This window comes from Paenibacillus sp. RC334 (assembly GCF_030034735.1).
GTDB lineage: Bacteria > Bacillota > Bacilli > Paenibacillales > Paenibacillaceae > Paenibacillus > Paenibacillus terrae_A.
In genome coordinates, this window is record NZ_CP125370.1 from 3,867,374 (window position 1) to 3,890,750 (window position 23,377).

Below are 23,377 nucleotides of genomic sequence, written 5' to 3' on the forward strand. Positions count from 1 at the left end.
CAAACCATCAAGGAGACAAATAACATGCAGATGATCATCGTAGACGATGAAGCACACTGGGTAGATAACCTTTCCATGACCAAACCCTGGCACACGCTGGGGATTGAACATGTGCATAAAGCTTACTCAGCACATGAAGCACTACAAATTATCGATACGCACCCCATTGATATTGTGATCTCGGATATTCAGATGCCCGAAATGACAGGTATTGAACTGATCGAACGGATCAGAGTCCGTGACAAAAAAATAAAGTGTATTCTTTTATCCGGATATTCCGAATTCGATTACGCCAAAAAAGCCATCCAGTACGAGGCCGTTGATTACTTGCTGAAACCACCGACTGACGATGAATTGATGGGCGCCGTTCAAAAGGCCATTGATCAATTAAACACAGAATGGGAGCTCATAAGCTCACTTAAACGAACCCAGTTTACCCTTCGGGAGAATCTGCCCCATTTACGTGGTCGACTGCTCCTTGAGGCCTTACAGGGACATCGATTCGCAGCCGGCGAATGGGAACGGAAACTTGCGAATTACGATCTGCCCTTCCACGACGGAGATTACGCGTTAATGCTTGTACGTATGGAAGAAGAATTCAGGCACTATGACAACAACGATCAAACCTTGATCGAATATGCAGTCAGCAATATGGCTGAAGAGATTATGGGTGAGTTTATGGAAGTCTGGGGCGTGAAGGAGGAACATGGATATCTGGTGTTTCTGATTCAACTTAAAGAGAACGATACCGACATTGGAAAAGAAACTATACTGGAGAAGCTTTCTGTGCAGCTTCAGTCTAAGGTCAAGCAGTTCCTGAAGGGTTCCCTCTCCATCGTCATCACCGAGTGGTTCCCGTTTCCAGAACTGCTATATGACCGCTTTCGGCAGGCCTCGGCTTATTTCCGGCAAATTGTCGGAGATGAGCGCGAATTCGTGATGCGGGTCAGTGACGTGGAAACGCCCGCAGCGCAAGGCCCCCTGGATGTCCTGTATACTCCGCCCTCTTTCATTCATCTGTTGGAAAGCGGGCAATGGGATGCCGCAGAAGAAAAAATAGTAGCCGTCTGTGAGGAGCTGGATGAGAAATGGTCGGAATCGTGGGAGCATTGTATGGAGGCAGGTTTTTTAATTACGGCTTCTTTCACCAATCTCGCACACCGAAATAGGCTTACTCTGGCTACCTTAATGGGTAGCGATATGGAGTGGCTGCAGAGCGGGAAAGCTTTCTCCACCATCAGTAAACTGCGAAAATGGTCGCTTAGTGTGCTCGGCAAACTCAAGGAAGGCACGTCCAACGAAATCAAAGACATACGTTCCGAGTATGTGAAGAAGATTCAGGATTTTACGGATAAAAACCTGCATCTGGATGTTTCCCTCCGTGTACTGGCCGACCATGTCAATCTGCATCCGACCCATTTGTCCAAGATTTATAAGATTGAAACTGGTGAAGGCATAAGTGATTATATCTCGCGCCTGCGCATGGATCGTGCCTGTCACAAGCTGAAAATGACCACCAAAAAAGTATATGAAATCAGCATGGAGATTGGATATATGGACCCTGCTTATTTTATCAAGGTGTTCAAACGCCAGTTTGGGGTCACGCCGCAGGAGTACAGAGACCATCATAAATAGCATGATAGAGTCCTATCGAAACTAAAAAACTCATATAGATGCCATCCCCACCGACTTGGTACAGTTACACTTGTAAAGATCATACACCGTAGGGGGATTGAAGAATGATCAAATTCAAAGCATGGTGGTCGCTGCTCATGGTCATCGCACTTATCACAATTACAGCCTGTGGCAGTGGCGAAACATCCAATGAGAATGCCACGAACGATAATACGCCGGCGGCGGTCGGTTCACCCGAAGCAGAAGCTGCTTTTGCAAAAGGGAAATACGATCCACCCATTGAGTTCAGTTCGGTGTTGATGCCGAAGAAATATGTTCAAGGGGACACCAAAGAAAATAACGTTCACGATCGGTGGATGCTGGAAACGCTGGGCATGAAGCATAAAGATACCTGGTATCCGGCCAATGATGATCAATACAAACAAAAGCTTCAGTTGGGCCATTGCCTCTGGCGAGAAGCTGCCTGATTTCGTTTCGGTACCCACCAATGCGGTATTGACCAATCAACTTATTGATTCCGGTCAATTCATTGCCATCGATGAGTTGTTCGACAAGTATGCAAATAAAATTCTGAAAGACCACGCGGCAGCGCATCCGGAGCTATGGTACCCTTTCACCAAGGACGGCAAGAAATACAATATGCCGATCCTGGAATACACAGATAATGACGACACGCTGCTGTGGCTCAGGGAAGATTGGATGGAAAAGCTGAATCTGGAAGCTCCCAAAACCATCGCGGATCTTGAAAATATCATGGATAAATTCAAGAACAAGAACCCGGATGGCTTAGCACCTAATGAAGTTTTTCCACTCGCAATTTCTTTGAAAAATAATACAAACACCTGGATGGGCTCACTCGATTGGTTATTCGGAGCATACGGCACGGTCCAGGAGCAGTGGAACAAAGACGCCGATGGCAATCTGGAGTACGGCTCCATTAATCCAGGTGCAAAGCAGGCACTCGCGAAGCTTAGTGAGTGGATGGAAAAAGGCTATATTCATACCGACTCCGCCCTGTGGGATGAAGGTAAATCTGCGGAGAGCTGGACGAAAGGCACCGCAGGTATTCTGCCCGGATCCAACTGGATTCCAGACTGGCCAGCCCCCGATCTGTTGAAGAATGTGCCTGGAGCGAAAATTAAAGCTTATCCAGTCCCAAAAGGTCCAGATGGACTCATCGGTACGAAATGGCAGAACGCCGGCGTCAACGCCAGTATTATGATTAACAAGGACGCGAAGCATCCTGAAGCCATTTTCCTGTACTATAACTATCTGCTCGATAACCTGGCTAACCCGGCCGCTGGCAGTAAATATGAATACGGCTTCGCCAAAGGCTACGATTGGGACATCGTGGACGGACAACCGACCAGTGATAAAGAGAAGATTAAAGACTTCTCCAACGAGTTCCCTTTCCTGACGGGCCCGGCACGTATCCCGGATCTGTACATGAAGACACTCGTTAAACTGGCTGATGGGAAGACGCCAGAAACCCCTTATGAGAAACAAATGGCCGAGTTCCGCAAACCCGAAAACTGGGCCGCAGCCAAGGTAGTCATGTCGCAATTAGACATTCGCAAGCAAAACTACTTCACCGGTGCTGCGACACCAACGATGGTATCCAAATGGAACCTGCTTCGCCAGTCCGAAATGGAAACCTTCAACAAAATCATCTATGGCAAGCTGCCGATCGATGCCTTTGACCAATTTGTAGCCAATTGGAAATCCAATGGCGGTGACCAGATTACGCAAGAAGTGAATGAATGGTTTAAGTCGGTGAGTGGGAAGTAAGGGATAAAAATAAGAAACAAATTAAAACAAGCCGAAGCGTGTATTTCTGTCGCTTCGGCTTGCTTTGGTTCAGTTTAAGATCGCTACGCTATATGGGCATTCGGCCTTTCGCTTTCGCCTTCTGCCCCCATAGACTGACTCAGCAAGGAAACCGTGAGCTGAATGCCATCCTGTAATCCTTGTAAGTATAATCTTTTCACTTGTATTAGTAGAAATTTTATAAACTCTTTTATCACCACCACCTTCAATTAAGGCGGGGATCATATTGTTATTGAATAGAAAGAAGCGCAAAAATCAATTTTTGTTTTAATCACCAAATAGATAGTCTTGTCCTTGTATCATTTTCATCAGTTATATATTCAAGAGATTCAAATCCCTGTCTCTTTATGTGTTCATATAAATCTTCAAGTTTTTTATGGTCTTTACAATAGACTGCTATGTACACACTATCAATCACAAGGAGAACTAATTGGCACTCACTCAATAAATATTCTTCATATGACATTACATCAATTATTTTTGTTTCTAATGGATACGCCTTTAAATTCGCAAATATTAAGTAGTACTTCTTATTTTCAATAATCTGTTTTAGTTCTTCTCCTTTCATTCCAATCATCATTTCTGGAAAAAGACTATCTCCTAATTTATCATCAACTATTAAATAAGATTCCTCTCCTCCAATAAACCAATTGAAGGAAGTTATTCCGATTGGTTTTAATATTTCTCCAAGAAAGCTGCCATATGAGTTTGGAATTTCAAAGCAAATGCCTCTTTTCATTTATTTCACCATCTTTACGCAGATTTCTGATAACGTTTCTGTTTTCATGAACCCCGAAGAGGTTGTCTGCTGAAATGATTCCCTGAAATCCATCTTGCAGACCTAGGCTCCATCAGAAGCCGCAGCTTGAATATTATGTTATGCGTTGTAAGTACCCTCTTAAAATACTAGCTAGATTGGGTTGATCCGTCCCTTTGTCGTATTCCTTCAAGTTTATCAGTAGGTAGTCCACTATATATTTGATCAATTTCTCGAGGTTCTGTTATCATTTTTTGGGCAATGAAATTAACTAATTTAAATAGCATGTTAACAGTTGTTCTATCGTCCTTTATATCTATAGTGCCTGGATGAACAGAATCATTACCAATAACTCTCACAATATCTAGTGCTTCTTGAACTTTGGGTGGGAGCCCCAATGCTACCAATTCTTTAATATCTGAATTGATGTTCTTTCCTGGTTGTCCAAGAAAAGCACACAACTTTTGAATACATAGTCTAAGCAATGCTGCAGCTCCACGCGGAGACAAATTTGAAATTGCTCTAGCTTCTTCATAATCTTCTTTGATTTCATCCGGTAAATTTTGGTTAGGAGGTTCTGAAATACCTTGAATAGGAAAAATCATTTTTTCCCCCAGCCAAATAGTAGGAAAATTGCAGTTTTCACAATTCGAAAGTACAAATTGTTCATTTGAAAATTGAAGCCCGAATCCTTCTTTGTTCGTTGCTCCTTTCATGTAATACCAGACTTGCTTTGCGAACACATGACAATTAGGACAATTAAATGCTGATGTTCCTAGCTGAGGAAGAATATACTGAGACTGCACTGTCATTTTCCTTTCTTTTTTCAAATTTACTTGCACTTATTGCATATAACGTTTCCGCATCTATGACGTGACCGGACCTTAGCTAGCTCTTATCTTAGGTCCGGTCGTGTGTTATCTGAATATGCTTCTGTGCTTGACACCTAATAACCAAGGGGCAAAAGCCCCGCAGCTTAGATGCATTGTTATATGATTTCGGCGACATCCTCGATTTCACTTACGTAATTCTAATGTTTTCAAGTCAATAATAAAATTTTGTTGTTTCAGAATATCCAATCCGAGGAGTCCTTTATGATCTTTAGGCAATATACCTACATCTATTTCTATATTTTGAATGCTGTTTGTACCTATTTCAATCCTGTCCATAATTTTTGTGTAGAAAGGAATACTTCCTCCGATCCCGTATGCTTCATATATTGAATCCCCTGTTTCGTAAGTCACACCGATTTCCTCTAAAATATCAGGACTAATTATAGTATGTGAAGATCCTGTATCTATAATTACATCATCTATTCTCAATGCTCTTCCTCTAAATGTAATGGTAAGTGACGTTGTAATTAACTGACCATCATAGTTAATTTTCATTAGTATTACGTCTCACTCTCATTAATGGATCTCTGCGGAGGTGGATCACAAAGTCTTTATTTGATGTATGGTACACTATGTTCCCAGGCTTTACTTGAAAAAACTCTTTATTCGCATCTTGTTCTGATATTGTGCGAATCGGTGCAACTTCATCTACTATTTTTTTGTTATCTTCCTCATGATAATTAATTATAGAAACCAGAACAAATTGGTCAGGGAACAGTTCTCTAACTTCTTGCCATTTCATGTGTTCTACCTCCTACAAATTCGTCCTAATTCTTCTTTTTATCATTTTAACATATGCCGCCGATTTCATATAACGTTCCTGTATTCACGACGTTCAACGGCTTAAGGATCGAAGGTCCGGGTGGCTCTGCCACTTAGCCGGTTGTTGTGTCCGGTGATTCCGCTCCCCCGAAACGCCCTTCTGGACCAAGGGCCTGGCTTGTCCCGGTCCGATGCGTTGAATGCGATGTTAGGCGAGGTAGTTGCCTTCATTGAGCTACTATCATAGTCATTCTTCAAAATGTTTGTAGCGAACATAAAACTCTTTGAAAATATCAAAAAAAATCTTTCGAAGATCCCCTAAATGCTGCTTACCCTTTATTTCTAAGTCTATCTGGGAGCCCTTAAAGTAAATGATCTTTACCCCTTCATCCTCCATATCAATGTATGTTATTATTGAATTCATTTCCTTACTAAGTTCTATAAACCATCTATTTATCGATACAGAATCTCTAAATAACAAACTCATGTCACTAGTGGCTGCAGTTAAAGACACTTCAACCTCATCATTTTGTCCCTCAATTTCCGTGATAGAAATATAAATGCAACCAATTCTGGCTTTACCATCAGGTTTTATGTGCGTTGATATTTCTAATTTGTCATAATGAGGATTCCAACCATAACCACCCTCAAGATACTTTAATATAAATGAATCCACATCGAAATGAATACACGCACAATTACCATAGTCTATAGAACCATGTTTCCTAATATATTCATACAGATCTTCTTTTTCATTTTTATTCATAACTATTTTAAAACTATAATCAAGCCCCATTGAATTCACCTCACGAATTAATATTTATTGCAACTATTTCACCTAACGTTGTTGTATTCGCGACGTCCATTCCCCTTAGATAGCTCTTATCTTAGGGGAATGGATGTATGCTTCCTCGAAATTTCCTCGGGCAGATCAAGGGCCGCAAGGCCCGCAGCGCGAATATTTTGTTAGACGATGTTATTGCCTTCCTTGTACTTTCCATCATTATTCTTTTATTTGTTTTATTATTGTTGGTATTTCTTTGTAAGAATCATACCAAATAATATTTAGACCTAGTTCCTTATAATAATCCTCTTGTAATTCTTGGTTGGCAGTATCGAATTTTTCTATACTCGATACGTTGACGTTTGTTTCAATATCTAATTTGTTAACATACGCTTCACGCTTCATTAAAGCAAAATGTTTACAAAAATCACCTTCCTGCTTTCTTACAGCGATATCAAGTAACCTTCTTAAATTGGGATCGGTCATAGATAACCCAATTAATAAACAGGTATTTTCTCTCAAATAATTTAATTGAACTAAATTTGACCAGTTATATGGATCAAGCATTAAGTTATGATATCCTTCTTCAGAAAAGACAAGTAAAGACTTAGATAAATTATCATATTCATTAGAGTTTCGCGGTAAAAATCCATGTACATGATATATACCAAGCTCGCTTGATGATGGCAAATCAGATTCCCTAAAGACTGATTTAAATCTAATTCTATAATTCTTCAAGTTATATTCTAAGAGATCATCAAAATTATATGTAACAACTCCTCTAACACCGACACCATCTCTTACAGGTAGGCACAATTGGGATATTTCATTTAGTATGTCTGACGTATCAATACAATTCTTATATAAGATCTCTGTCAGTATTTGATTGAATATATTTTCAAGTCCTTTTCGAATATATCTCGCCATTAGCAAAGGAGAATTCCCATTGAATTCCTTTAAGTTCTTTACGATGAAATTTCGCTCTAATTCACTTAGATTGATATCATACTCACCAAGTTTGTTACCGATCAAATTAACTAAAAGATCACTAACCAAATTATCCCATGATGGTATTTTGGCATCCATTGATACTCCCGCACCTAAAAACAATACTAAATCATCATCGTCATATGCCTTCTTTAATTGTTCAATGCTTGTCCTTTGTTTTCTTTTCCAATCATCATTGTTTTTCTTTACGCTTTCAGAAATTTTAGTGTCAATTAATAGTTCAGAAATATTTTCATACGTTTCAAAGACCAGTTGAGGATATAAATTTAATATCTTAGTTAAATCATTTATATCCCACAATTCAAATTTAATATTATAGTTGTTAATAAATTGATCCGAAAATTTCATTCGGTCTGTTTCATCAAGTTCCAGAGTGATAATGAAAATTATATTTCTAACTTGTAAGTTACTTTTAACAATCCTATTAATTAATTTTTCGAAATTCTTATCTATAAATAATTTAAATAAGGAGTTCCTACTTCTATAAAACTTGATCTCAAAAATTGTAGGGCCTTCAAAATCATCAAAGCCTTGAGGTGCAAATCCATCAAACTCAGAATAATAAAATTCATTTTTTAATTGAAAATTTGACACTAGTTCTTTGTTTTGATCCTGTAATATCTATTTAAAATTTTTAGAATTAATGTTTCTAACATTGAGTAAGACTTTCGTGGGTTATTCTCTTCCAGTAAAGATTCAAATATTTTTTTGAATTCCATCTTTTAAATGTCTCCTCTTTGCAATAATTTCGTCTAACGTTCCTGTATTCACGACCCAGCGTATGCTGGGTGTCCGGCGAATGCCGTATCAAGGACGAATGTCCGCAGCGTGAATATTATGTTAGGCGATGGTCGAGAGCTCTTCGATTTACTCAAAGTCTCTTTACAAACTCATCCGACAGTCCACGATAATCTCTACCTTTACCTGATGGAGAATGGCCACGTGTAATTATTTCGAATGCACTATAAACTTTGTTGTCACTGAAGTTGATTTGTTTGAAGTTCTCTCTAAGTGTGAAAATCAACGAACACTCTCGTCCACCTATATCATTATGAGTATATGTATCATCCGTAAATACGACAGAGATAAAATATTCAATATCTGTTTCCTCAATCGATTCTTCTTCCTCAATTTTATATAAAAAATCATCTGTGATATCTACTGTATAATCATCGCTTGTAAAACCATACTTACTTTGAAGTTTTAGATCTTGCAAAAGATTATTAATTTTTTCTTCTATTTGAGAATGAAATTTTGAAGACTCAAATATTAGATATGAACCTACTTCGTTTATTGGAATAAATTCGCTAGGATCATGTAATGATATGTTACTTTTAATTACCTCAATCAGTTTTTTTCTTTCCTCTGCTTTACTTTTCCCTTCCATACAATAGCAAAGTGGCCTCCTAAATTTTATATCAAAAGGGAGGTCGGAATAGTCTCCAAAATCTGTGTTAAAAATGCAAATGATCTTATCCCATCCTAATACTTTTGCTGCATATCCCAATTCGATTAAAACATTTGGATTTGGTGTTTTTCGTTTGTTGTAGTCAGAATTGATAATACTAACATCAGCAATAAATAATTTTGATTTCTCAATTTTAGTGAAAATTGAATCAACAATATGCGGGGTTCCTGGCTCATCCATAGTATCTTTATCTATTCTAAACTCAATGTCGAATTGTTCAGATAGATTTAATTCTTTGATTGCACTCTCGATACAAGTTCCCAAAAAACTTCGATTGGTATTATTAGGTAAATCTGACTACCAAGAATAAAAAATATGATTTTTCATTTTGTATAAATCCTTTCACTTTTACTTGTTTAATTTGACCAGCCTTTCTCGACTTTCGCCTAACGTTTCTGTATTCATGAACCCCGAAGGGGTTGTCTGCTGAAATACCTCTTTGAAATGCATCCCGCAGACCAAGGCTCCAAAGGAGCCGCTGCTTGAATATTATGTTAGGTGATGTCTGTGTCTTCCTCAAAAAACCTTTCAACTAAACTCCCGTATTCCTCTCTAACTTTTAAATAGCAATTATCAACCATTCTATACATGAAATCAAAAGGTATATATGTAGTAAACCATCCTTCATTCCCTTCTTCTATATTCCAGGTATACGAGAGATAAGGCTCTGAAAGTTCACTTCCCGCTTCTATCAGGTTATTATAACCATGCACTGCCGAGTTTCTTAAACTATAAATCAAGTTAAACAATGTAATCTTCTGAAAATATTCTTTGTGTTCTAAATCAACATTATCCAAACTGAAAAATGATGATATCGGAAGTTCTACTCCATTTCGAGTTCTTCCTCTATCTTGTCATAATATTTTTGGTATTCATCCTTACTTATTCTGCCTTTTGAGAAATCATTAATGAACCTGTCAACTTGAATATATTTTAATGTGTCTTGAAAATGTGAATAGTGTTGCAAAAAGTATCTAAAGTTTGATCCATTAAATCTTGCATTGTTTGAAGAGTATGGCTTTTCCACGAAATTACTTAAGAAATCAAGATAAACAAATATTAGTATGCAGGCTTCATCATAATGTTTTGACCCAATTTCGATTATGTTTTTAAGTTTTTCATCAAAGGTGTCAAAATAGCTATATGTCATTAATAACCGTCCCCTCCATACACAGATTTCACTTAACGTTTTGTATTTATGAATCCCGTAAGGGGTTGTCTGCTGAAATCCCTCTTCGAAATCCATCCCCCTGACCCAGGCTCCAAAGGAGCCGCAGCTTGAATATTATGTTATATGAAGGTTGCAACTTCCTCGAGATCTCTAACTAAAATGCCCTTGCATAAAAAGCCTTACCCAGCCAATAAACGCTCTTACATCATCTTGTGTAAATTCACTCCAATTACCGTGAGCCGCTTTATTTCTTAAATCAGCAAATGCGGTTATTTGTTTTTGCGTTAATTTATTGTATATACCTTCCTTTGCCAAATCAGCATTCATTTTATCTAATTTTGGTTTGGCATCAATCTCAATTTGATGACGATCACATAGTTTCCTTAACCCATCTTCTAATATGCAGCCAGTAATAACTGCAGCAGGTTGAAAGTATCCCGCTTCTAATAAATACTCGGACTGCTCAAGAAAATCATCAAACACTTCAGCTTCTATTATTGTTTTCAAGTCAAACAGGAAATCATGTTCAAAATCATCTTTTGCTGCTTTCAAAATACCAAGGATTCTAACCGCTGGAGAGTATGTAATCTTTTCCGCAATTTTATTGATATTTTTTAAGTGAACGCTATCTTTTCCGAATACTCGTTCTATTAAATTTTGAGTACTTGTTACCCATTGAGAAGCTATTTCCGCATCCACTCTATCATCACCAATAACGTTTGATCCAGGACTTTTTCGAGTATTCATTACTTGTTGTCCTAAGTTTAATAACTCTTCAAATCTTTTAACTATTTTTTCATTTACTGTCATCTTTTCATCTCCAGTATTTGGTTTAATGCAACTTTCATATAACGTTCCTGTATTCCTGAACCCCGAAAGGCTTAAAGAAGCGTAAGCGACCGGATCCGGCGGACTTAGCCTCGCAGGGTTGTCTGTCTGAGTTCACTTCCTTGTATTAGCTGCTGGCAGACCAAGGGCCGTATGGCCCACTGCTTGAATACATTGTTATACGCCGTGTTTCTCTTCGTCGATATACCCTTCAATTGTCTCTTTAGATCTTCTAACTTTTCCACTTGTTCTATCGAATTGAATAGTGATAATATCGTCTTTTACTATATCATCTATCATTTCAACAATAATTCCATAATCTATATGATAAAGATGTTTATCTTTATCAAAATCAGAATTTATAAATACTCCAGTATATTCCATTCCATTTTCTTCATCAAACGTTGGAAAGAAAATAAAACTATGTATAAATGAATTGCACATTTGTTTAATTGTAAGTGAACTGTTTGAACAATTCATTAAATCGTAGAATTCACCGTAATCAATAAGATTTAGAAAATCTATTTTTTTCTCAGTTTGTATTCTTTGATATTTTCCACACTTGTAATTTTTCAAAAGTAATTCATCACTTAATTTTCCGTTTTCAACAAGTTTTCTAATAATAAAACTGCAAAGAAAATGAAACTTCTCAAGCCCCATTACAAAGTGTTCAGTATCATATTTTGAGAATTTTATTTGTTTGAGATATTTTTTGAAATTTCTCAATTCCTTAATTAATTCCGCTTTCCAAATGTGGGAGTTCCAAATCATCTCACAATCTCCTTTATTAATTTTTTAGAAACATGGCGTATAACGTTCCTGTATTCATGAACCCCGAAGGGGTTGTCTGTTGAAATGCTTCCCTGAAATCCTTCTCGCAGACCAAGGCTCCAAAGGAGCCGCTGTTTGAATATTATGTTATACGACGGAATCGCTTCTCGAATCTGCCTTCACTATTGGTTTTCTTCAGGAACATATTCAATCAAATCCGATAATTTGCATTTAAATGTATCGCATAGCTTGAACAAGGTTTCCAGCTTTGTTGTTTCTATATTCGTTTCCCTATACAGCTTGTTGATTGAATTCCGACTTAATCCCGATTTCGCCATCAATTCTGTTATATCATCTATTCGATGTTCTGCCATGAGTTCTCTTATATTGCACTTGATTACGGTCATCTTTTCCCCTCCATAATTCTATCTTAACTCCCATATCAGTAATCATCAACGAAAAGCAAAGATTTAACTCTACAAAGTCAAATTTCCTCCTTGTGATTAACTTTACAAGGTTATATAATAACTCTATAAAGTTAATTACAAGGAGGAACAATATATGATTAATGCATTAGAATCTTTGACAGAGCCACTTATAAGAATACGTTTAGAATTACTCTTTGTTGAGCTTCTAGAGTACCATACGGAGTACAATCAGCTTTCTTCGGAGACAGATCGATACTTTAGAACGCTTCGCGAAGCGTTACCCGATCAACTTCAACATACGGTTTTTCTGTACGAAGATGCTCAAATTTCTCTCCAATCCATCTTAGAAAGAAGCATCTACATACAAGGTTTCAAAGACGCTCTACAACTCTTTAGTGAATTGAAAAATTCTAGCATTTAGAGGATCATATGATCCTCTTTTTCTATTTCTATTATTTCTGATTCTGTCGTATAACGTTCTTGTATTCATGAACCCCGTCAGGGGTTGTCTGCTGTAATTCCTCTACGAAACTCATCCAGCAGACCAAGGCTCCGTAAGGAACCGCAGCTTGAATATTATGTTATATGACGGAACATTGAATTGCCCACATTATTCATCATCTGGTAACCACTCTAATAAACGAATTTCAGATCTAAACTTTCCTTCCAACTTATCTTCCTCATAATGATTAATATAATCCAGGGCTCCCTCTAAAACTCCAATACTTAAAACCATGGATAAATTTGATGTTTCTTCTTTATTCGTTTTTATGCTTTTTTGCTTTTGTATTTGTAACAATCTTTCTATCATTTCTTTAAAGCCTCTAAGAGATGTTTCATCTTTATATATAAATTCTCTATTGATATTTACTGTTTCCATTTCATTTTGATATCTTTTAATGATCTCGTTTCGATGTTGGTCTGCCATATTGGCAGCTCTTTGCACCGGTCCAAGTTCGTATTGTGTTCTCCATCTTACAAATAACTCCTTGGATATACCAAGTTCTTTTGAACCTTCCATTGATCAAGATTTCTATTCACTATCATCTCATACATTACTTCCTTTATTGTCTTTCCGTATACTTTTTCAATTCGTTCCTTATGTTCTTTGTTAGTAAGAACTTTATCATTAGACATTAATTTCACTCCTTTAAACATGTTCTCCGTGCTGTCATATAACGTTTTTTGTTCACGAGCCCGAAAGCCTTAAGTGACCAACGGGAACGGGTCGTCAGACTTAGGCTTGCAGGGTTGTCTGGCTGATTCCGTTTCCTCGCTTCTTAACTTCTGCCGGACCGAGGAGCGACAGCGACGATGCGTGAACATGGTGTTATGTGATTTTCATGCCTTCTTCGAGATATCAATCAAATCCCTTGGTTTCTTCGTTATATTTCGCTGCCTTCTTCATTTCATTAATTGCTATCTTTGTAAATTCATTAGATTTAATATATATGTCTTCTATGTTTGAGTGTTTCTCGTTAATTAAAGTGAATAAATCATGAGTAAGCAATCCACAAGTCCAAAAAATTGTAGTCTTTAAGGAAGTATAATGTTGTAATAGATCGTTTGGATCTGATAGTTTAGTGCCTGGTGAGAAAACCCCTAAGTGAAAAAGAGAGCCATACAATGTTCCGTGCAATGCTTCTGAGGCATCCTCATAAATATTAAGCTTGCACATCAACATTATACTGGGTTTTATTTTTGATCTTTCACTGATAATTTCAATTCGTTTATCTAAAGAAACTGGTGTCCAATGCGTTATCTCTTTTCCTGATTTACTTGTAAATCGATTTATTGCTTCCTCTAAATTCGGTAGACTGACTTGATCCTTCCCCGTATACGCAATACTAACCTTGCCTTTAGTTGTTGCAATTGACCTTTCCAATCTTCGATATGCCTTTTGGGTTGTATGCAATTGGAATGAATTAAAATCATCTTCATCGCAAACCTGTAAATACAAAAAATTAACCATTCGCTCAACATAAGACCTGGCTATCATTTATTAAGTTATAGTTACCTAATAAAGACATTGATTTGGAATTATCAATTATTGATACCAATAAGGGATACGCTTGTTTTATTCTCAATTCTTCTACATTGTTCAATTGCCTTAATAGTGCAACTTCTTCGATAAAAAACTTATTCATTTGCTGTAATAATTCTTCTGTAAAGAACGGGCTGTCCTCCATGAATCTTCCCTCTTTCAATTATTTGTTTGCATGAATTTCCCATAACGTTTCTGTATTCATGAACCTCGAAGGGGTTGTCTGCCGAAATGCCTCTTCGAAAATCCTTCCGCAGACCAAGGCTCCAACGGAGCCGCTGCTTGAATATTATGTTATACGACGGAATCACTTCTTCGATTAACCAACATCATTCTTGGTGCTTTAACCTAATCGGTTATTTCTCCACTATGTGCTCCAATAAATCCCCGGGTTGACAACCTAAAGCTGTACATAATTTATCAATCACTTCTAATGATACATATTCATTCGTATTGAGCTTCGCCATTGTAGCAGACGAAATACCCGTCATTTTCAATAAATCCTGCTTCTTAATCTCCCTGTCGATCAACATTTTTTGAAAAGGTTTGTAACTAATCATCTGATATTCCTTTCACACATCAAGTGAATTTTTCTTTAATTATATGAAATTATATTTTCTTTATCAAAAACATCTTCAACATGTATTGACTTAATTGTTTGATATGATAAAATTATATTTAACAAGTTGAACTTTTATTCATAAAATCAAATACATTGGATGGTGTCCAAAATGCATAATTCTTTAGAGGCCTTACTTGATTCACTGATTCATACTCGAATTGAATCTTTATATGGAAAACTTATGAAACACAACTCCAGCTACAACCAGTTCTCATCCGAACGGAATCTCTATTTCAAGCAGTTACATGAAGAAGTACCGGAGAATATACAGAAGACCCTATTCCTTTACGATGATGCTGAGCTTTCTGTTCAAGCTATTTTAGAACGTGAAATTTATTTGCAAGGTTTTAAGGACGCTCTTCACCTGCATAACGAATTACATATATCTTTAGATTGAGAGCCTTCTGGCTCTTTTTCATTTTGATTCTGTCGTATAACGTTCTCGTATTCGCGACGTCCATTTCCCTTAGATAGTTCCTATCTTAGGGGAATGGATGTATCTGCCTGACTCCTCTTCTTCGAAAAAACTCCTGGCAGATCAAGGACCAACGGCCACAGCGCGAATATTATGTTATAGGATGTCAGCGCCTTCTTCGAAATACAAAATCATTTTTTTAACTATCGTTTCCCGTTAACGTCATTCTATGTCTGCTGAGGCGCTCCTGGTGGATAATAATTATTTAGTAACGTTACAGTCATGAAGTACGTAGTAGATTAGGATTTCTTGTACATCCCCTTACAATTATTCACCACCACCTGTAATTTGCTCTTTACCATTGTTCATAATGTATTTGATTCAAATCAAAGCATCTTACATAATTGTCCAATCATTCTCTTTGTGTTCAACATATCTTGGAGATATCAAACAAGAGGAGTTGATATTTTGGTACGTATTCTCGATAAAGCTGCCGTACAACCGCGCCGTAGATTCAACTTAGCAAACTCATTTATTATCCGACGTTCACCAGCAAGATCTCTCCTTGCAACAATCACTTTACGGATTCCAGCCAATTCTCAACCTAACCGGGTAGATTTAGTAGCAACTGTGGGTGTTCGAGGTGTCACTGGCATTGCGCAAATACTCTTTAGAATCTTCCGCGATGGAAGAGAGATTTTCAACACCCAACAAGGCATCGAATCTGCTGGTTCTGAACAAAATTATGCAGTTACGTTCCAGGCGGAAGATAGAAATGTAATAGCCGGTGCCCATGTTTACACAGTCACAGCAGAAAACCTTACTGCAAATACAAGAGCCGATGTTGTTGGGCCTGTATCGTTTAGTGGGTTAGCCGTTAAAACGAGGACATAATACCATATTTGCAATTTTCAGCACTTGAATGATAGCCCTGTAAAAACCTCAATTTTGAGGAATAGGTACTCCAAGATGGAAAAAGAGATAGAAAAGTAATAAGCAGCTCGTTCCTCGTCAGAGGATGGGCTGCTTTTGCTCATTTCCACTAAGCATAACTGCCCGTTAGGGAGTATATTAGTATAAATGCCTTTGTATTGCTTTGAGTAACTAATTGGATATCTTTTAGTTATATGAAATAGCAATGAGTTACTTTGAAATGAAAGCTTCTTTCTGCTCTTAAAATATAGGCTAATTGTATAACCAATTATTCCTCCGAAGACAATACCAACTAATCCTCGATCAAACATTTCCAATATAAATTGAAAATCAATCAAATGCTTACCTACCAATCTAGGATGGTCATTTCGTATAACGTCTTTATGCGTAGTTCCTGACTCCTATGAATTGCTAATATTTGTTTTATTTTTCTTTAAATCTACCCATTACAATGCTGCTGTATAGTCTACCATCAGTAAGCAACTTATCATGTTTTAATACTCCTTCAATTTCAAATCCTTGTTTTGTATATAATTCTATTGCCTTCTTATTTGTCTCTAACACGTTCAATACCATTTTTTGTATTCCAACTGAATCAGCCCATATTATAGACTCTCTTAATAGATTCTTTCCAATTCCATATCCCCAAAATTCTTTTAGTACGCATATTCCAAATTCCACTTTATGCAATAGTCGCTTTAAATTTGTTCCTTCGCACCGCGAAAAACCAACAATGCGATTTTCAATTTCAGCAACTAAGAATAGGTTCCTTGGACTCTCTTGATCTGTTTTAATTATCTCCTCAAATCCGGAGGCGTCAATAAACTCTTCTCCACTTTCTCTGTCCATATTTTCTGTCTCGCTATCAATTTGTAATCGTAGTTCAGACAAGCTTTTTGCATCTTCAACTGCTGTAGATCTAATACGATATTTTAGTTCTTTCACATTAAAGTCATTTGGTTTAATAATCATTACGAATCTTCCCCTAATTGAAATGATCTTATAGTCAGTTCATTAATTATTTTTTTAGGAATTACGCCTAACGTTCCCGTATTCACGACGCTTGGCGTATGCCAAGTGTTCCAGCTGCCTCTACTCCCCCGAAATCCCTCTGCTGGACCAAGAGCGTATGCTCGATGCGTGAATATTATGTTATGTGGAGTTCTATCACTTTTAGGAGAAAACCCATTTTTCCTAATTTCAAAAATAGCATTTTTTTGTTCTACAACGTATTCTTCTTATTTGCTATCTTCGTCGTATTCTTTCAATACTTTATTTTTAATTTCTAATAACATAGTTTCTGAGGGATATATTTTTTTATCAGGAAAATCATTTAGTCTAGTGTTCCATTGGTAAGCGTAAAATTCAGGAGATTGTCTAATAAATTCCATGAGCATATGGTTGGTTTGGAGATTGCTCGAGGCTTGAATATGCATAACATACTTATCGAATATTTGTAACAAAGCAATTCCATGCTGCCTTGCATATTCTGTTGCCCCACTCTGAAAACCAGATGTAGAAATTAATATCCCTTTGTGGGCACCTAAACTTCGTACCTTATCAGCTAGAACCACAATTTTCTCACGTTCCAATGGACGTGTGTAACGCTTACATTCAACAATAACTTTGAAGCTTACAGACAGGGCTATAAATTCAGCAATAATATCAATTTGGTACTCTCCATCACTAGTCTGAACTTTTTGGTTATGAAGTATGGAGAAGTTCTTAAGTGCTTCGGCTTCAGCGTAAGCATTCAATACTTCCAAACAATACTTTTCAAATTCTGTGGCAGAAATACTGGCGACAAATTCACGGTATGGATTGATCATTTCCACCTCACTTTCGATTCCCTTGAACCTATTAATTTTATTTTATTTATATGATATTCTCAGGTTTATATTGGTACTTGATAGAATTTCACATAACGTTTCTGTATTCATGAACCCTTACCACCTTAAGGCTCCGGAGGAGTCGGCCGCGATGCGGTAAGGTGGTGCAGGGTTGTTCGTCTGAGTCTACCCTCAGTTCCATCCTCATCAGGCGAACCAAGGGGCGAATGCCCCGCAGCGTGAATACTATGTTATGTGCTGTCATTGCCATCTACGATTTAACTATAAATCTTTAATTGTTGTTCATACTTATAATTATTTATTGTAATTTGCTTTGGATACCTTGTTGGTGTACAAATCTCATTCAAAATTCCCTGTCCCTCATGGTAATTAATCAAAATACTAGATTTATCATAAAGTTGTCTGAATAGTACTCTGATTTTATCAATATCATCTGAAGTAATCTGAACTCCAAATCTAACCAAATCTAATTGATCATAAGGATCTTTAAATGTATCTATCAGTATAGAATTGCTTGAATCTTTTTTTGATTTAAATAAAAGCACATCACCTGTATTAATTGAATTATCAAAATATCTCTCGTAAATTTGTTTTATTGGAAAATCAATTTTCAAAGTACTTACTATTTCTCTTATTAAAAAATGTTCTTCATAATAGTCGTTATCATCATCAGGATAATAAACCAACTCTGTTATGGAAATGGTAGCAAAAAAATGATATTTCATTTCTGTCACTCCAAACACAAGGATTGCACATAACGTTTCTGTATTCATGAACCCCGAAGGGGTTGTCTGCTGAAATACCTCCCCGAAAATCCATCTTGCAGACCCAGGCTCTAACGGAGCCGCAGCTTGAATATTATGTTATGTGTAGTTATCACTCCATTGATTGACAATTTAATTTACGCCTTCCAACCCATCTCTTTATACAATCTTCTAATCTGTTTTATAAAACTATCATCTTCTCTTCCCTTATTTATAATCTCTTCATCGGTGGTTACAGCCCATCTAAAAATTTGTTCAATACTCCCATAGCTACGTTTAAATCCTTTGGCCCAACTTCAGTATGTTTTCTTTAGTTGGTGCAAATGATAATACTACTCTTAACTCTTCATCTGTCCAAGGTCTCCCCTTATTTTCTGTACTATACGCTTGTTTTTTCTCATATTCAAAAATCAACAATTTCGTTTTGTGGATTACTTGGTCTGTTGTTAGTTCTTCAATTCCTTCATTAAGTAATTCAATTAATCTATCTTTATATTCTTTCTTTTTCATATATTTCCCCTCCATGATCTTTTCAATAATTACACATAACGTTCTTGTATTCACGACGCCCGGCAAATACCGGGTGTGTTCGGGTTCTGCCGGACCGAGGGCGTCTGCCCAATGCGTGAATATTATATTATGCGTAGTTACTACCTTCTCCGAGTCTTTTAAGGCATGATTTCAAACTTTTTTAGCTCTAACAAAAGTAAATCAGAATGAAAAGGTTAAGTCAATTTGTAGTTCCAGAGTTAAAATTAAAATTTTACTTTATACATTCCTTGTTCCTTATAGTAGAGAACTTTGTTAATGCAATGTTCTACTCGTTCTCTATGTAATTACTTCTTCTCAATCCAGACTTCCTTGATAGTCATGCATACTCTTTATGTTTGTCGGGCTTCCAAAATCCAAACAAAAAACGAAGGTTCAAAATAATATTTATAATATATAAATGATAGTTTCTGAGAGCGAATCCTAAATGCAAACGATCATTGTGCCAATTAAACTTCGTTTCCACCTTGGCTCTAACTTTTAATGGTCCTACTATACATACTGATAACTCGGGTTTTCTTATATACATACTCTCAATCTCAACCTCTGAAATTGGAACTATAACTTTGTAACTTTCTAATTCTAACCACTGAGCATGATTCCGGAAGAATGACATTAGTCTCGACTCTGTGTTGTTGTTTTTCTGAGACAGATGAAACCAAGTTTTTTCCTTCTCTTTTGATGCAAGAACCAAAAATTCACCTTCTTGTTGTGGCATCTCTTTGCAATATCGAATAAGGTTCCTTACCTGCTTTTTATCAAGCCACTTTTGGGAAGGATGAGACATGAACACTTCACACATCATACTTATAAAAACATCAAAAATAAGTAATCCAAAAAAGGAAAACAAGACCAGACAAATATCTCCTATCAGTTTATAAGCATAATTAAAAATATAATGATGAATTGCAACAAAGAAAAAAGAAAGAAAAAACGGAAATAATAAGGCGCACAAAACTCTGAGCTTCATTCTCCACATTACGATAAGTCCCCATTTAAAATTAGTTTTAGGTATAATTTTTCAAATGTAGTAATTACGCATAACGTTTCTGTATTCACGACTCCCAGCGAATGCCGAGTGTGTCCGGCAACTTCCTACTTCTCTGAAATCCCTCTTGCCGGACCGAGGGCGTATGCCCGATGCGTGAATATTATGTTAAGCGATGCCATTCTCTCCTTCGAAATTACTATAAGTCTTGAGATGTTACTCCTTCTATAACTTGCATATCTTTTGAAGTAATATAAGCAGTAGGGAAAATAAAACTTTCGCCGTCAATACTAATTGTTTGACTAGGAATTTTTAATTTATTTGAAAGGATATAATCATCACCATCTTTAATTATTGGATTCTCTACTTCATGGTAACCAGGTAAGTCATCTGGATCATAGTAATAAACTTTATATGCAACATCCCTTTCTTCTAAACCTTCAGGTACCATACCAAACTGAGATAACAATACTGTTTTGTATTCAACTTTCCCTTTAGATATGCAATAATCGTATACTTTTTCAATAAACGCTTCTGTTAATTCAAATACACTATCTGACTTATCGGTAACAAACTTATCATGACCAGATACATAATGGTTTCCTACTTGCTTTGGTAATTCTTTATATCTACGTAGATTTAACTTTGCTAACCTTCTGCTCGACAGCAAGTCAAATAGTGATAAGTAGAACTCAAATAGAGTATCCTGTTTGAAATGGATTGAACTCAATCGAGTATTTATATCAAATTCTTCACTTTTTAAGCTGTTTCTGAGTTTATTTCTATGCCATATGATCCCCTCATTGAGCACTACTACCATGTTGGGCCATAGATCATAATCAACTGTTGACTCGTACTCTCGAAGGTTTTGTTCAAGTGATTGCAAAGAATTATTTCCCAAGCTATAAGCAAATATTATCCCAAAGGGACGATTGGCTAAGTTACTTCGTGGTACAAGCTTCTTAAAGGAAGCTATATTTTGGAGTCCTTCAATTAATTTTTGCTTTGAAAGCTTTGATTTAACTTCAATTACTCCATAAACTGATTCACTTGGAAAGACTTGAATAGAATCACCGAATACAATCACTGGACAATTCTCTTTATCATAAAATATCAAGTCGGATTGTCTTGAAATATCACTTGTTGGTCCTATGATCTCTCCAGATCCTATAGCATATTTATGAGGAATTCGACCATCCAAAAGGAATTTTTTAAATGACTCTTCTCTATAAGTGCCAGTAGATCCTGGATGTTTAATTTGTGATGAAATATTAAAATCTGATATTAATTTTTTTGAGGCTTCTCTAAATATCAATTTTACATTCATAAGTTTTACCCTTCGATTTATTATTTGTATTAATGGTTTCGCTTAACGTTTCTGTATTCATGAACCCCGCCAGGGGTTGTCTGCTGAACCCCCTCTTCGAAATCCATCTCGCAGACCTAGGCTCCGTCAGGAGCCGTAGCTTGGATATTATGTTAGCTGATGCCATTTGCCTTCATTGAGTTAGCTTTCAATAGGTATTGTCTTATTGCATTATCTAATTGAGTGTTTTTCTCGATTCCAATAATTCTCACAAAATTCATTAATTTGTTACCCTGTGATTCTTCGAGATCAAAAAGAATTTTAGTTCTTACGAGTTTTTGAAGATTAACTGAAGTTGATAGTCTATTCCGATTTTCCATCCGCCCGTTCAGAATAGATAACATCTTATTAACAGAAGCATTATTTGCTTGTTTTCCAGCAATCATAATGAAACTATCTAATTGATTTGAGAACTTCTTATATTTCAAATAGTTCTTAATTAATTTTAGTGTGACTTCATTCAACTCTACCCACTCATTAATTAAATTATCTTCATTACTCCGAACATTTCTAATTCTTTTGTTTTTTATATCAACATCAGACATTACCAGTTTGTAAATATGATTTTGTTCGAACAAGCAATAATAGGATAGCGCCCAAATTAATGGAGCGACAAATGTCGCTTCCTGATCCCGATCTGGAAATCTGTACTTTACATCATCACTAAATATAAATGAAATGTCATCATTCAATAAAAAATCAATCTCCTCACCTTCACCTGGATCATATTCTCTAATAAACTTCTTAATAGCTAGATAACTACTTGAATCTAAACGTTCATGATCATAATAAAAATCAAGTAAATTAGTTATTGCTGCTCTTGCAGTCGCGCCCTTTCTAATTTCAAGAAAGTTCATAACTTTATATTTAGCAAAAATATCTTTATAGTTACCGATTTCCACATGATCCAATATATAATTTTTCATGTAGAAGTTTAGATCACTTAAATACTGCTTCTTAGTTTTTTCTGATACGCCCTTATTACGAATATCTAGAAACTTCGCAAAATCAACAGTTACTGCCTTCCATTGTTTTATTGAAAATAAGTTATCCACAAAACACCTTCCTGATAAAATAAAATTTTATTCATATTTTAAGTTATTGTTTTGTTAATTGCAAATGGTTTCACTTAACGTTTCTGTATCCACCACGTCCCATCGACTTAAGGCTCCGCTAGGAGCCGACCGCGGTGCGGATGTGTCCGCCTGATTCTATTTCCCTGCCATTCCCCTTCGGGAGGACCGAGGGCCGTCAGGCCCGATGCGTGGATATGATGTTACATGACGTTGTTGTCTTCCTGTAAAATCCAAAAAAAGAGACTTTTTAAGTCTCCCTATACCTTAAATAAATAATTCGTCACTTACTATTTTCAAACATGCCATTAGGTAACGATCGTTTAATATTTTCGGGCAAGAACTCAGTTGTTATCTGACCCAAAGATTTAACTAACTCAGGATTCTTTCTACCCCAATTTAAAGTTTTCGTGACAAAGGCTTTTATCCAATTGACTTTTG

Annotated in this window: 27 protein-coding genes; 6 read left to right on the forward strand and 21 right to left on the reverse strand. The window is 36.5% G+C overall.

Annotated features, from left to right (window positions below; all coding sequences use genetic code 11):
• The first annotated feature begins 24 nt into the window (after positions 1-24).
• The 3 genes from QMK20_RS17755 (at position 25) to QMK20_RS17765 (ending at position 3,423) form a co-directional block, all read left to right on the forward strand.
• Positions 25-1,635 (forward strand): response regulator transcription factor, encoded by a 1,611-nt coding sequence (locus tag QMK20_RS17755; protein WP_283652647.1) that lies wholly within the window; start codon positions 25-27, stop codon positions 1,633-1,635.
• A gap of 104 nt (positions 1,636-1,739) precedes the next feature.
• On the forward strand, positions 1,740-2,102 hold the full coding sequence (locus tag QMK20_RS17760; RefSeq protein ID WP_283652648.1) for a hypothetical protein: 363 nt from the start codon (positions 1,740-1,742) through the stop codon (positions 2,100-2,102).
• Positions 2,041-3,423: a type 2 periplasmic-binding domain-containing protein gene (locus QMK20_RS17765; RefSeq protein WP_283652649.1), complete on the forward strand. Its 1,383-nt coding sequence runs from the start codon at positions 2,041-2,043 to the stop codon at positions 3,421-3,423. The genes QMK20_RS17760 and QMK20_RS17765 overlap by 62 nt, the downstream gene beginning before the upstream one ends.
• A 310-nt stretch (positions 3,424-3,733) precedes the next feature.
• Here QMK20_RS17765 and QMK20_RS17770 read toward each other — a convergent pair whose 3' ends face one another.
• From QMK20_RS17770 to QMK20_RS17820, 11 genes are all read right to left on the reverse strand, one after another.
• Positions 3,734-4,201, reverse strand: a complete 468-nt coding sequence (locus tag QMK20_RS17770; RefSeq protein ID WP_283652650.1) for a DUF2691 family protein — start codon at positions 4,199-4,201, stop codon at positions 3,734-3,736.
• A 167-nt stretch (positions 4,202-4,368) separates the two neighbouring features.
• Positions 4,369-4,935 carry a DUF4145 domain-containing protein gene (locus QMK20_RS17775; protein WP_283652651.1) on the reverse strand — a complete coding sequence of 189 codons (567 nt, stop codon included), beginning with the start codon at positions 4,933-4,935 and terminating at the stop codon, positions 4,369-4,371.
• A 300-nt stretch (positions 4,936-5,235) separates the two neighbouring features.
• A complete protein-coding gene (locus QMK20_RS17780) occupies positions 5,236-5,607 on the reverse strand; it encodes a retropepsin-like aspartic protease (protein ID WP_283652652.1) in 372 nt (123 codons plus the stop codon).
• Complete coding sequence (locus tag QMK20_RS17785) at positions 5,597-5,854, reverse strand: hypothetical protein (RefSeq protein WP_283652653.1); 258 nt, start codon at positions 5,852-5,854, stop codon at positions 5,597-5,599. The genes QMK20_RS17780 and QMK20_RS17785 overlap by 11 nt, the downstream gene beginning before the upstream one ends.
• Positions 5,855-6,121: 267 nt before the next feature.
• Positions 6,122-6,670 carry a hypothetical protein gene (locus QMK20_RS17790; RefSeq protein WP_283652654.1) on the reverse strand — a complete coding sequence of 183 codons (549 nt, stop codon included), beginning with the start codon at positions 6,668-6,670 and terminating at the stop codon, positions 6,122-6,124.
• Positions 6,671-6,877: 207 nt separating this feature from the next.
• Entirely contained in the window at positions 6,878-8,260 is a 1,383-nt protein-coding gene (locus tag QMK20_RS17795; protein ID WP_283652655.1) for an SIR2 family protein, read from the reverse strand.
• A 277-nt stretch (positions 8,261-8,537) separates the two neighbouring features.
• Positions 8,538-9,314 carry a hypothetical protein gene (locus tag QMK20_RS17800; protein WP_283652656.1) on the reverse strand — a complete coding sequence of 259 codons (777 nt, stop codon included), beginning with the start codon at positions 9,312-9,314 and terminating at the stop codon, positions 8,538-8,540.
• Between the two features lie 643 nt (positions 9,315-9,957).
• Positions 9,958-10,380, reverse strand: a complete 423-nt coding sequence (locus QMK20_RS17805) for a hypothetical protein (RefSeq protein WP_283652657.1) — start codon at positions 10,378-10,380, stop codon at positions 9,958-9,960.
• Positions 10,381-10,455: 75 nt separating this feature from the next.
• On the reverse strand, positions 10,456-11,115 hold the full coding sequence (locus tag QMK20_RS17810) for a hypothetical protein (RefSeq protein ID WP_283652658.1): 660 nt from the start codon (positions 11,113-11,115) through the stop codon (positions 10,456-10,458).
• A 195-nt stretch (positions 11,116-11,310) separates the two neighbouring features.
• Positions 11,311-11,904 (reverse strand): hypothetical protein, encoded by a 594-nt coding sequence (locus tag QMK20_RS17815; RefSeq protein WP_283652659.1) that lies wholly within the window; start codon positions 11,902-11,904, stop codon positions 11,311-11,313.
• 182 nt (positions 11,905-12,086) lie between these two features.
• Positions 12,087-12,311: a helix-turn-helix domain-containing protein gene (locus tag QMK20_RS17820; protein WP_283652660.1), complete on the reverse strand. Its 225-nt coding sequence runs from the start codon at positions 12,309-12,311 to the stop codon at positions 12,087-12,089.
• 154 nt (positions 12,312-12,465) lie between these two features.
• Here QMK20_RS17820 and QMK20_RS17825 point away from each other — a divergent pair, with 154 nt between their 5' ends.
• Positions 12,466-12,753, forward strand: coding sequence for a DUF6809 family protein (locus QMK20_RS17825; RefSeq protein ID WP_283652661.1), 288 nt, complete (start codon positions 12,466-12,468; stop codon positions 12,751-12,753).
• A gap of 189 nt (positions 12,754-12,942) precedes the next feature.
• Here the strand turns inward: QMK20_RS17825 and QMK20_RS17830 are convergent, their stop codons facing one another.
• The 3 genes from QMK20_RS17830 to QMK20_RS17840 all read right to left on the reverse strand — a co-directional run bounded on the left by QMK20_RS17830 (position 12,943) and on the right by QMK20_RS17840 (position 14,936).
• Complete coding sequence (locus QMK20_RS17830; RefSeq protein WP_283652662.1) at positions 12,943-13,353, reverse strand: hypothetical protein; 411 nt, start codon at positions 13,351-13,353, stop codon at positions 12,943-12,945.
• Between the two features lie 339 nt (positions 13,354-13,692).
• A complete protein-coding gene (locus QMK20_RS17835; RefSeq protein ID WP_349362242.1) occupies positions 13,693-14,331 on the reverse strand; it encodes a DUF5677 domain-containing protein in 639 nt (212 codons plus the stop codon).
• A 401-nt stretch (positions 14,332-14,732) separates the two neighbouring features.
• Complete coding sequence (locus QMK20_RS17840) at positions 14,733-14,936, reverse strand: helix-turn-helix domain-containing protein (protein WP_165178541.1); 204 nt, start codon at positions 14,934-14,936, stop codon at positions 14,733-14,735.
• A gap of 171 nt (positions 14,937-15,107) precedes the next feature.
• On the opposite strand from QMK20_RS17840, the gene QMK20_RS17845 reads away from it, so the two are divergent.
• Positions 15,108-15,395 carry a hypothetical protein gene (locus QMK20_RS17845; RefSeq protein WP_283652664.1) on the forward strand — a complete coding sequence of 96 codons (288 nt, stop codon included), beginning with the start codon at positions 15,108-15,110 and terminating at the stop codon, positions 15,393-15,395.
• Between the two features lie 486 nt (positions 15,396-15,881).
• On the forward strand, positions 15,882-16,307 hold the full coding sequence (locus QMK20_RS17850) for an exosporium protein C (protein WP_283652665.1): 426 nt from the start codon (positions 15,882-15,884) through the stop codon (positions 16,305-16,307).
• A gap of 462 nt (positions 16,308-16,769) precedes the next feature.
• On the opposite strand, the gene QMK20_RS17855 is transcribed toward QMK20_RS17850, so the two are convergent.
• From QMK20_RS17855 to QMK20_RS17885, 7 genes are all read right to left on the reverse strand, one after another.
• A complete protein-coding gene (locus QMK20_RS17855) occupies positions 16,770-17,318 on the reverse strand; it encodes a GNAT family N-acetyltransferase (protein ID WP_283652666.1) in 549 nt (182 codons plus the stop codon).
• Between the two features lie 266 nt (positions 17,319-17,584).
• Entirely contained in the window at positions 17,585-18,175 is a 591-nt protein-coding gene (locus tag QMK20_RS17860) for a restriction endonuclease (RefSeq protein ID WP_283652667.1), read from the reverse strand.
• A 278-nt stretch (positions 18,176-18,453) separates the two neighbouring features.
• Positions 18,454-18,921 carry a hypothetical protein gene (locus QMK20_RS17865; protein WP_283652668.1) on the reverse strand — a complete coding sequence of 156 codons (468 nt, stop codon included), beginning with the start codon at positions 18,919-18,921 and terminating at the stop codon, positions 18,454-18,456.
• A 315-nt stretch (positions 18,922-19,236) separates the two neighbouring features.
• Positions 19,237-19,470, reverse strand: coding sequence for a hypothetical protein (locus QMK20_RS17870; protein WP_283652669.1), 234 nt, complete (start codon positions 19,468-19,470; stop codon positions 19,237-19,239).
• 358 nt (positions 19,471-19,828) lie between these two features.
• Positions 19,829-20,488, reverse strand: a complete 660-nt coding sequence (locus QMK20_RS17875) for a hypothetical protein (RefSeq protein WP_283652670.1) — start codon at positions 20,486-20,488, stop codon at positions 19,829-19,831.
• Between the two features lie 208 nt (positions 20,489-20,696).
• Positions 20,697-21,824 carry a DUF6602 domain-containing protein gene (locus QMK20_RS17880; protein ID WP_283652671.1) on the reverse strand — a complete coding sequence of 376 codons (1,128 nt, stop codon included), beginning with the start codon at positions 21,822-21,824 and terminating at the stop codon, positions 20,697-20,699.
• Between the two features lie 152 nt (positions 21,825-21,976).
• Positions 21,977-22,918, reverse strand: a complete 942-nt coding sequence (locus QMK20_RS17885; RefSeq protein WP_283652672.1) for a hypothetical protein — start codon at positions 22,916-22,918, stop codon at positions 21,977-21,979.
• Positions 22,919-23,377: the final 459 nt, after the last annotated feature.

Excerpts from the sequence above, each read along its gene's own strand:
- QMK20_RS17755 (WP_283652647.1), top strand. The coding sequence starts at position 25 with ATGCAGATGATCATCGTAGACGATGAAGCACACTGGGTAGATAACCTT.
- QMK20_RS17760 (WP_283652648.1), top strand. The coding sequence starts at position 1,740 with ATGATCAAATTCAAAGCATGGTGGTCGCTGCTCATGGTCATCGCACTT.
- QMK20_RS17765 (WP_283652649.1), top strand. The coding sequence starts at position 2,041 with ATGATGATCAATACAAACAAAAGCTTCAGTTGGGCCATTGCCTCTGGC.
- QMK20_RS17770 (WP_283652650.1), bottom strand. The coding sequence starts at position 4,201 with ATGAAAAGAGGCATTTGCTTTGAAATTCCAAACTCATATGGCAGCTTT.
- QMK20_RS17775 (WP_283652651.1), bottom strand. The coding sequence starts at position 4,935 with ATGAAAGGAGCAACGAACAAAGAAGGATTCGGGCTTCAATTTTCAAAT.
- QMK20_RS17780 (WP_283652652.1), bottom strand. The coding sequence starts at position 5,607 with ATGAAAATTAACTATGATGGTCAGTTAATTACAACGTCACTTACCATT.
- QMK20_RS17785 (WP_283652653.1), bottom strand. The coding sequence starts at position 5,854 with ATGAAATGGCAAGAAGTTAGAGAACTGTTCCCTGACCAATTTGTTCTG.
- QMK20_RS17790 (WP_283652654.1), bottom strand. The coding sequence starts at position 6,670 with ATGGGGCTTGATTATAGTTTTAAAATAGTTATGAATAAAAATGAAAAA.
- QMK20_RS17800 (WP_283652656.1), bottom strand. The coding sequence starts at position 9,314 with ATGGATGAGCCAGGAACCCCGCATATTGTTGATTCAATTTTCACTAAA.
- QMK20_RS17805 (WP_283652657.1), bottom strand. The coding sequence starts at position 10,380 with ATGGATTTCGAAGAGGGATTTCAGCAGACAACCCCTTACGGGATTCAT.
- QMK20_RS17810 (WP_283652658.1), bottom strand. The coding sequence starts at position 11,115 with ATGACAGTAAATGAAAAAATAGTTAAAAGATTTGAAGAGTTATTAAAC.
- QMK20_RS17815 (WP_283652659.1), bottom strand. The coding sequence starts at position 11,904 with ATGATTTGGAACTCCCACATTTGGAAAGCGGAATTAATTAAGGAATTG.
- QMK20_RS17820 (WP_283652660.1), bottom strand. The coding sequence starts at position 12,311 with ATGACCGTAATCAAGTGCAATATAAGAGAACTCATGGCAGAACATCGA.
- QMK20_RS17825 (WP_283652661.1), top strand. The coding sequence starts at position 12,466 with ATGATTAATGCATTAGAATCTTTGACAGAGCCACTTATAAGAATACGT.
- QMK20_RS17830 (WP_283652662.1), bottom strand. The coding sequence starts at position 13,353 with ATGGAAGGTTCAAAAGAACTTGGTATATCCAAGGAGTTATTTGTAAGA.
- QMK20_RS17835 (WP_349362242.1), bottom strand. The coding sequence starts at position 14,331 with ATGATAGCCAGGTCTTATGTTGAGCGAATGGTTAATTTTTTGTATTTA.
- QMK20_RS17840 (WP_165178541.1), bottom strand. The coding sequence starts at position 14,936 with ATGATTAGTTACAAACCTTTTCAAAAAATGTTGATCGACAGGGAGATT.
- QMK20_RS17845 (WP_283652664.1), top strand. The coding sequence starts at position 15,108 with ATGCATAATTCTTTAGAGGCCTTACTTGATTCACTGATTCATACTCGA.
- QMK20_RS17855 (WP_283652666.1), bottom strand. The coding sequence starts at position 17,318 with ATGATTATTAAACCAAATGACTTTAATGTGAAAGAACTAAAATATCGT.
- QMK20_RS17860 (WP_283652667.1), bottom strand. The coding sequence starts at position 18,175 with ATGATCAATCCATACCGTGAATTTGTCGCCAGTATTTCTGCCACAGAA.
- QMK20_RS17865 (WP_283652668.1), bottom strand. The coding sequence starts at position 18,921 with ATGAAATATCATTTTTTTGCTACCATTTCCATAACAGAGTTGGTTTAT.
- QMK20_RS17870 (WP_283652669.1), bottom strand. The coding sequence starts at position 19,470 with ATGAAAAAGAAAGAATATAAAGATAGATTAATTGAATTACTTAATGAA.
- QMK20_RS17875 (WP_283652670.1), bottom strand. The coding sequence starts at position 20,488 with ATGTGGAGAATGAAGCTCAGAGTTTTGTGCGCCTTATTATTTCCGTTT.
- QMK20_RS17880 (WP_283652671.1), bottom strand. The coding sequence starts at position 21,824 with ATGAATGTAAAATTGATATTTAGAGAAGCCTCAAAAAAATTAATATCA.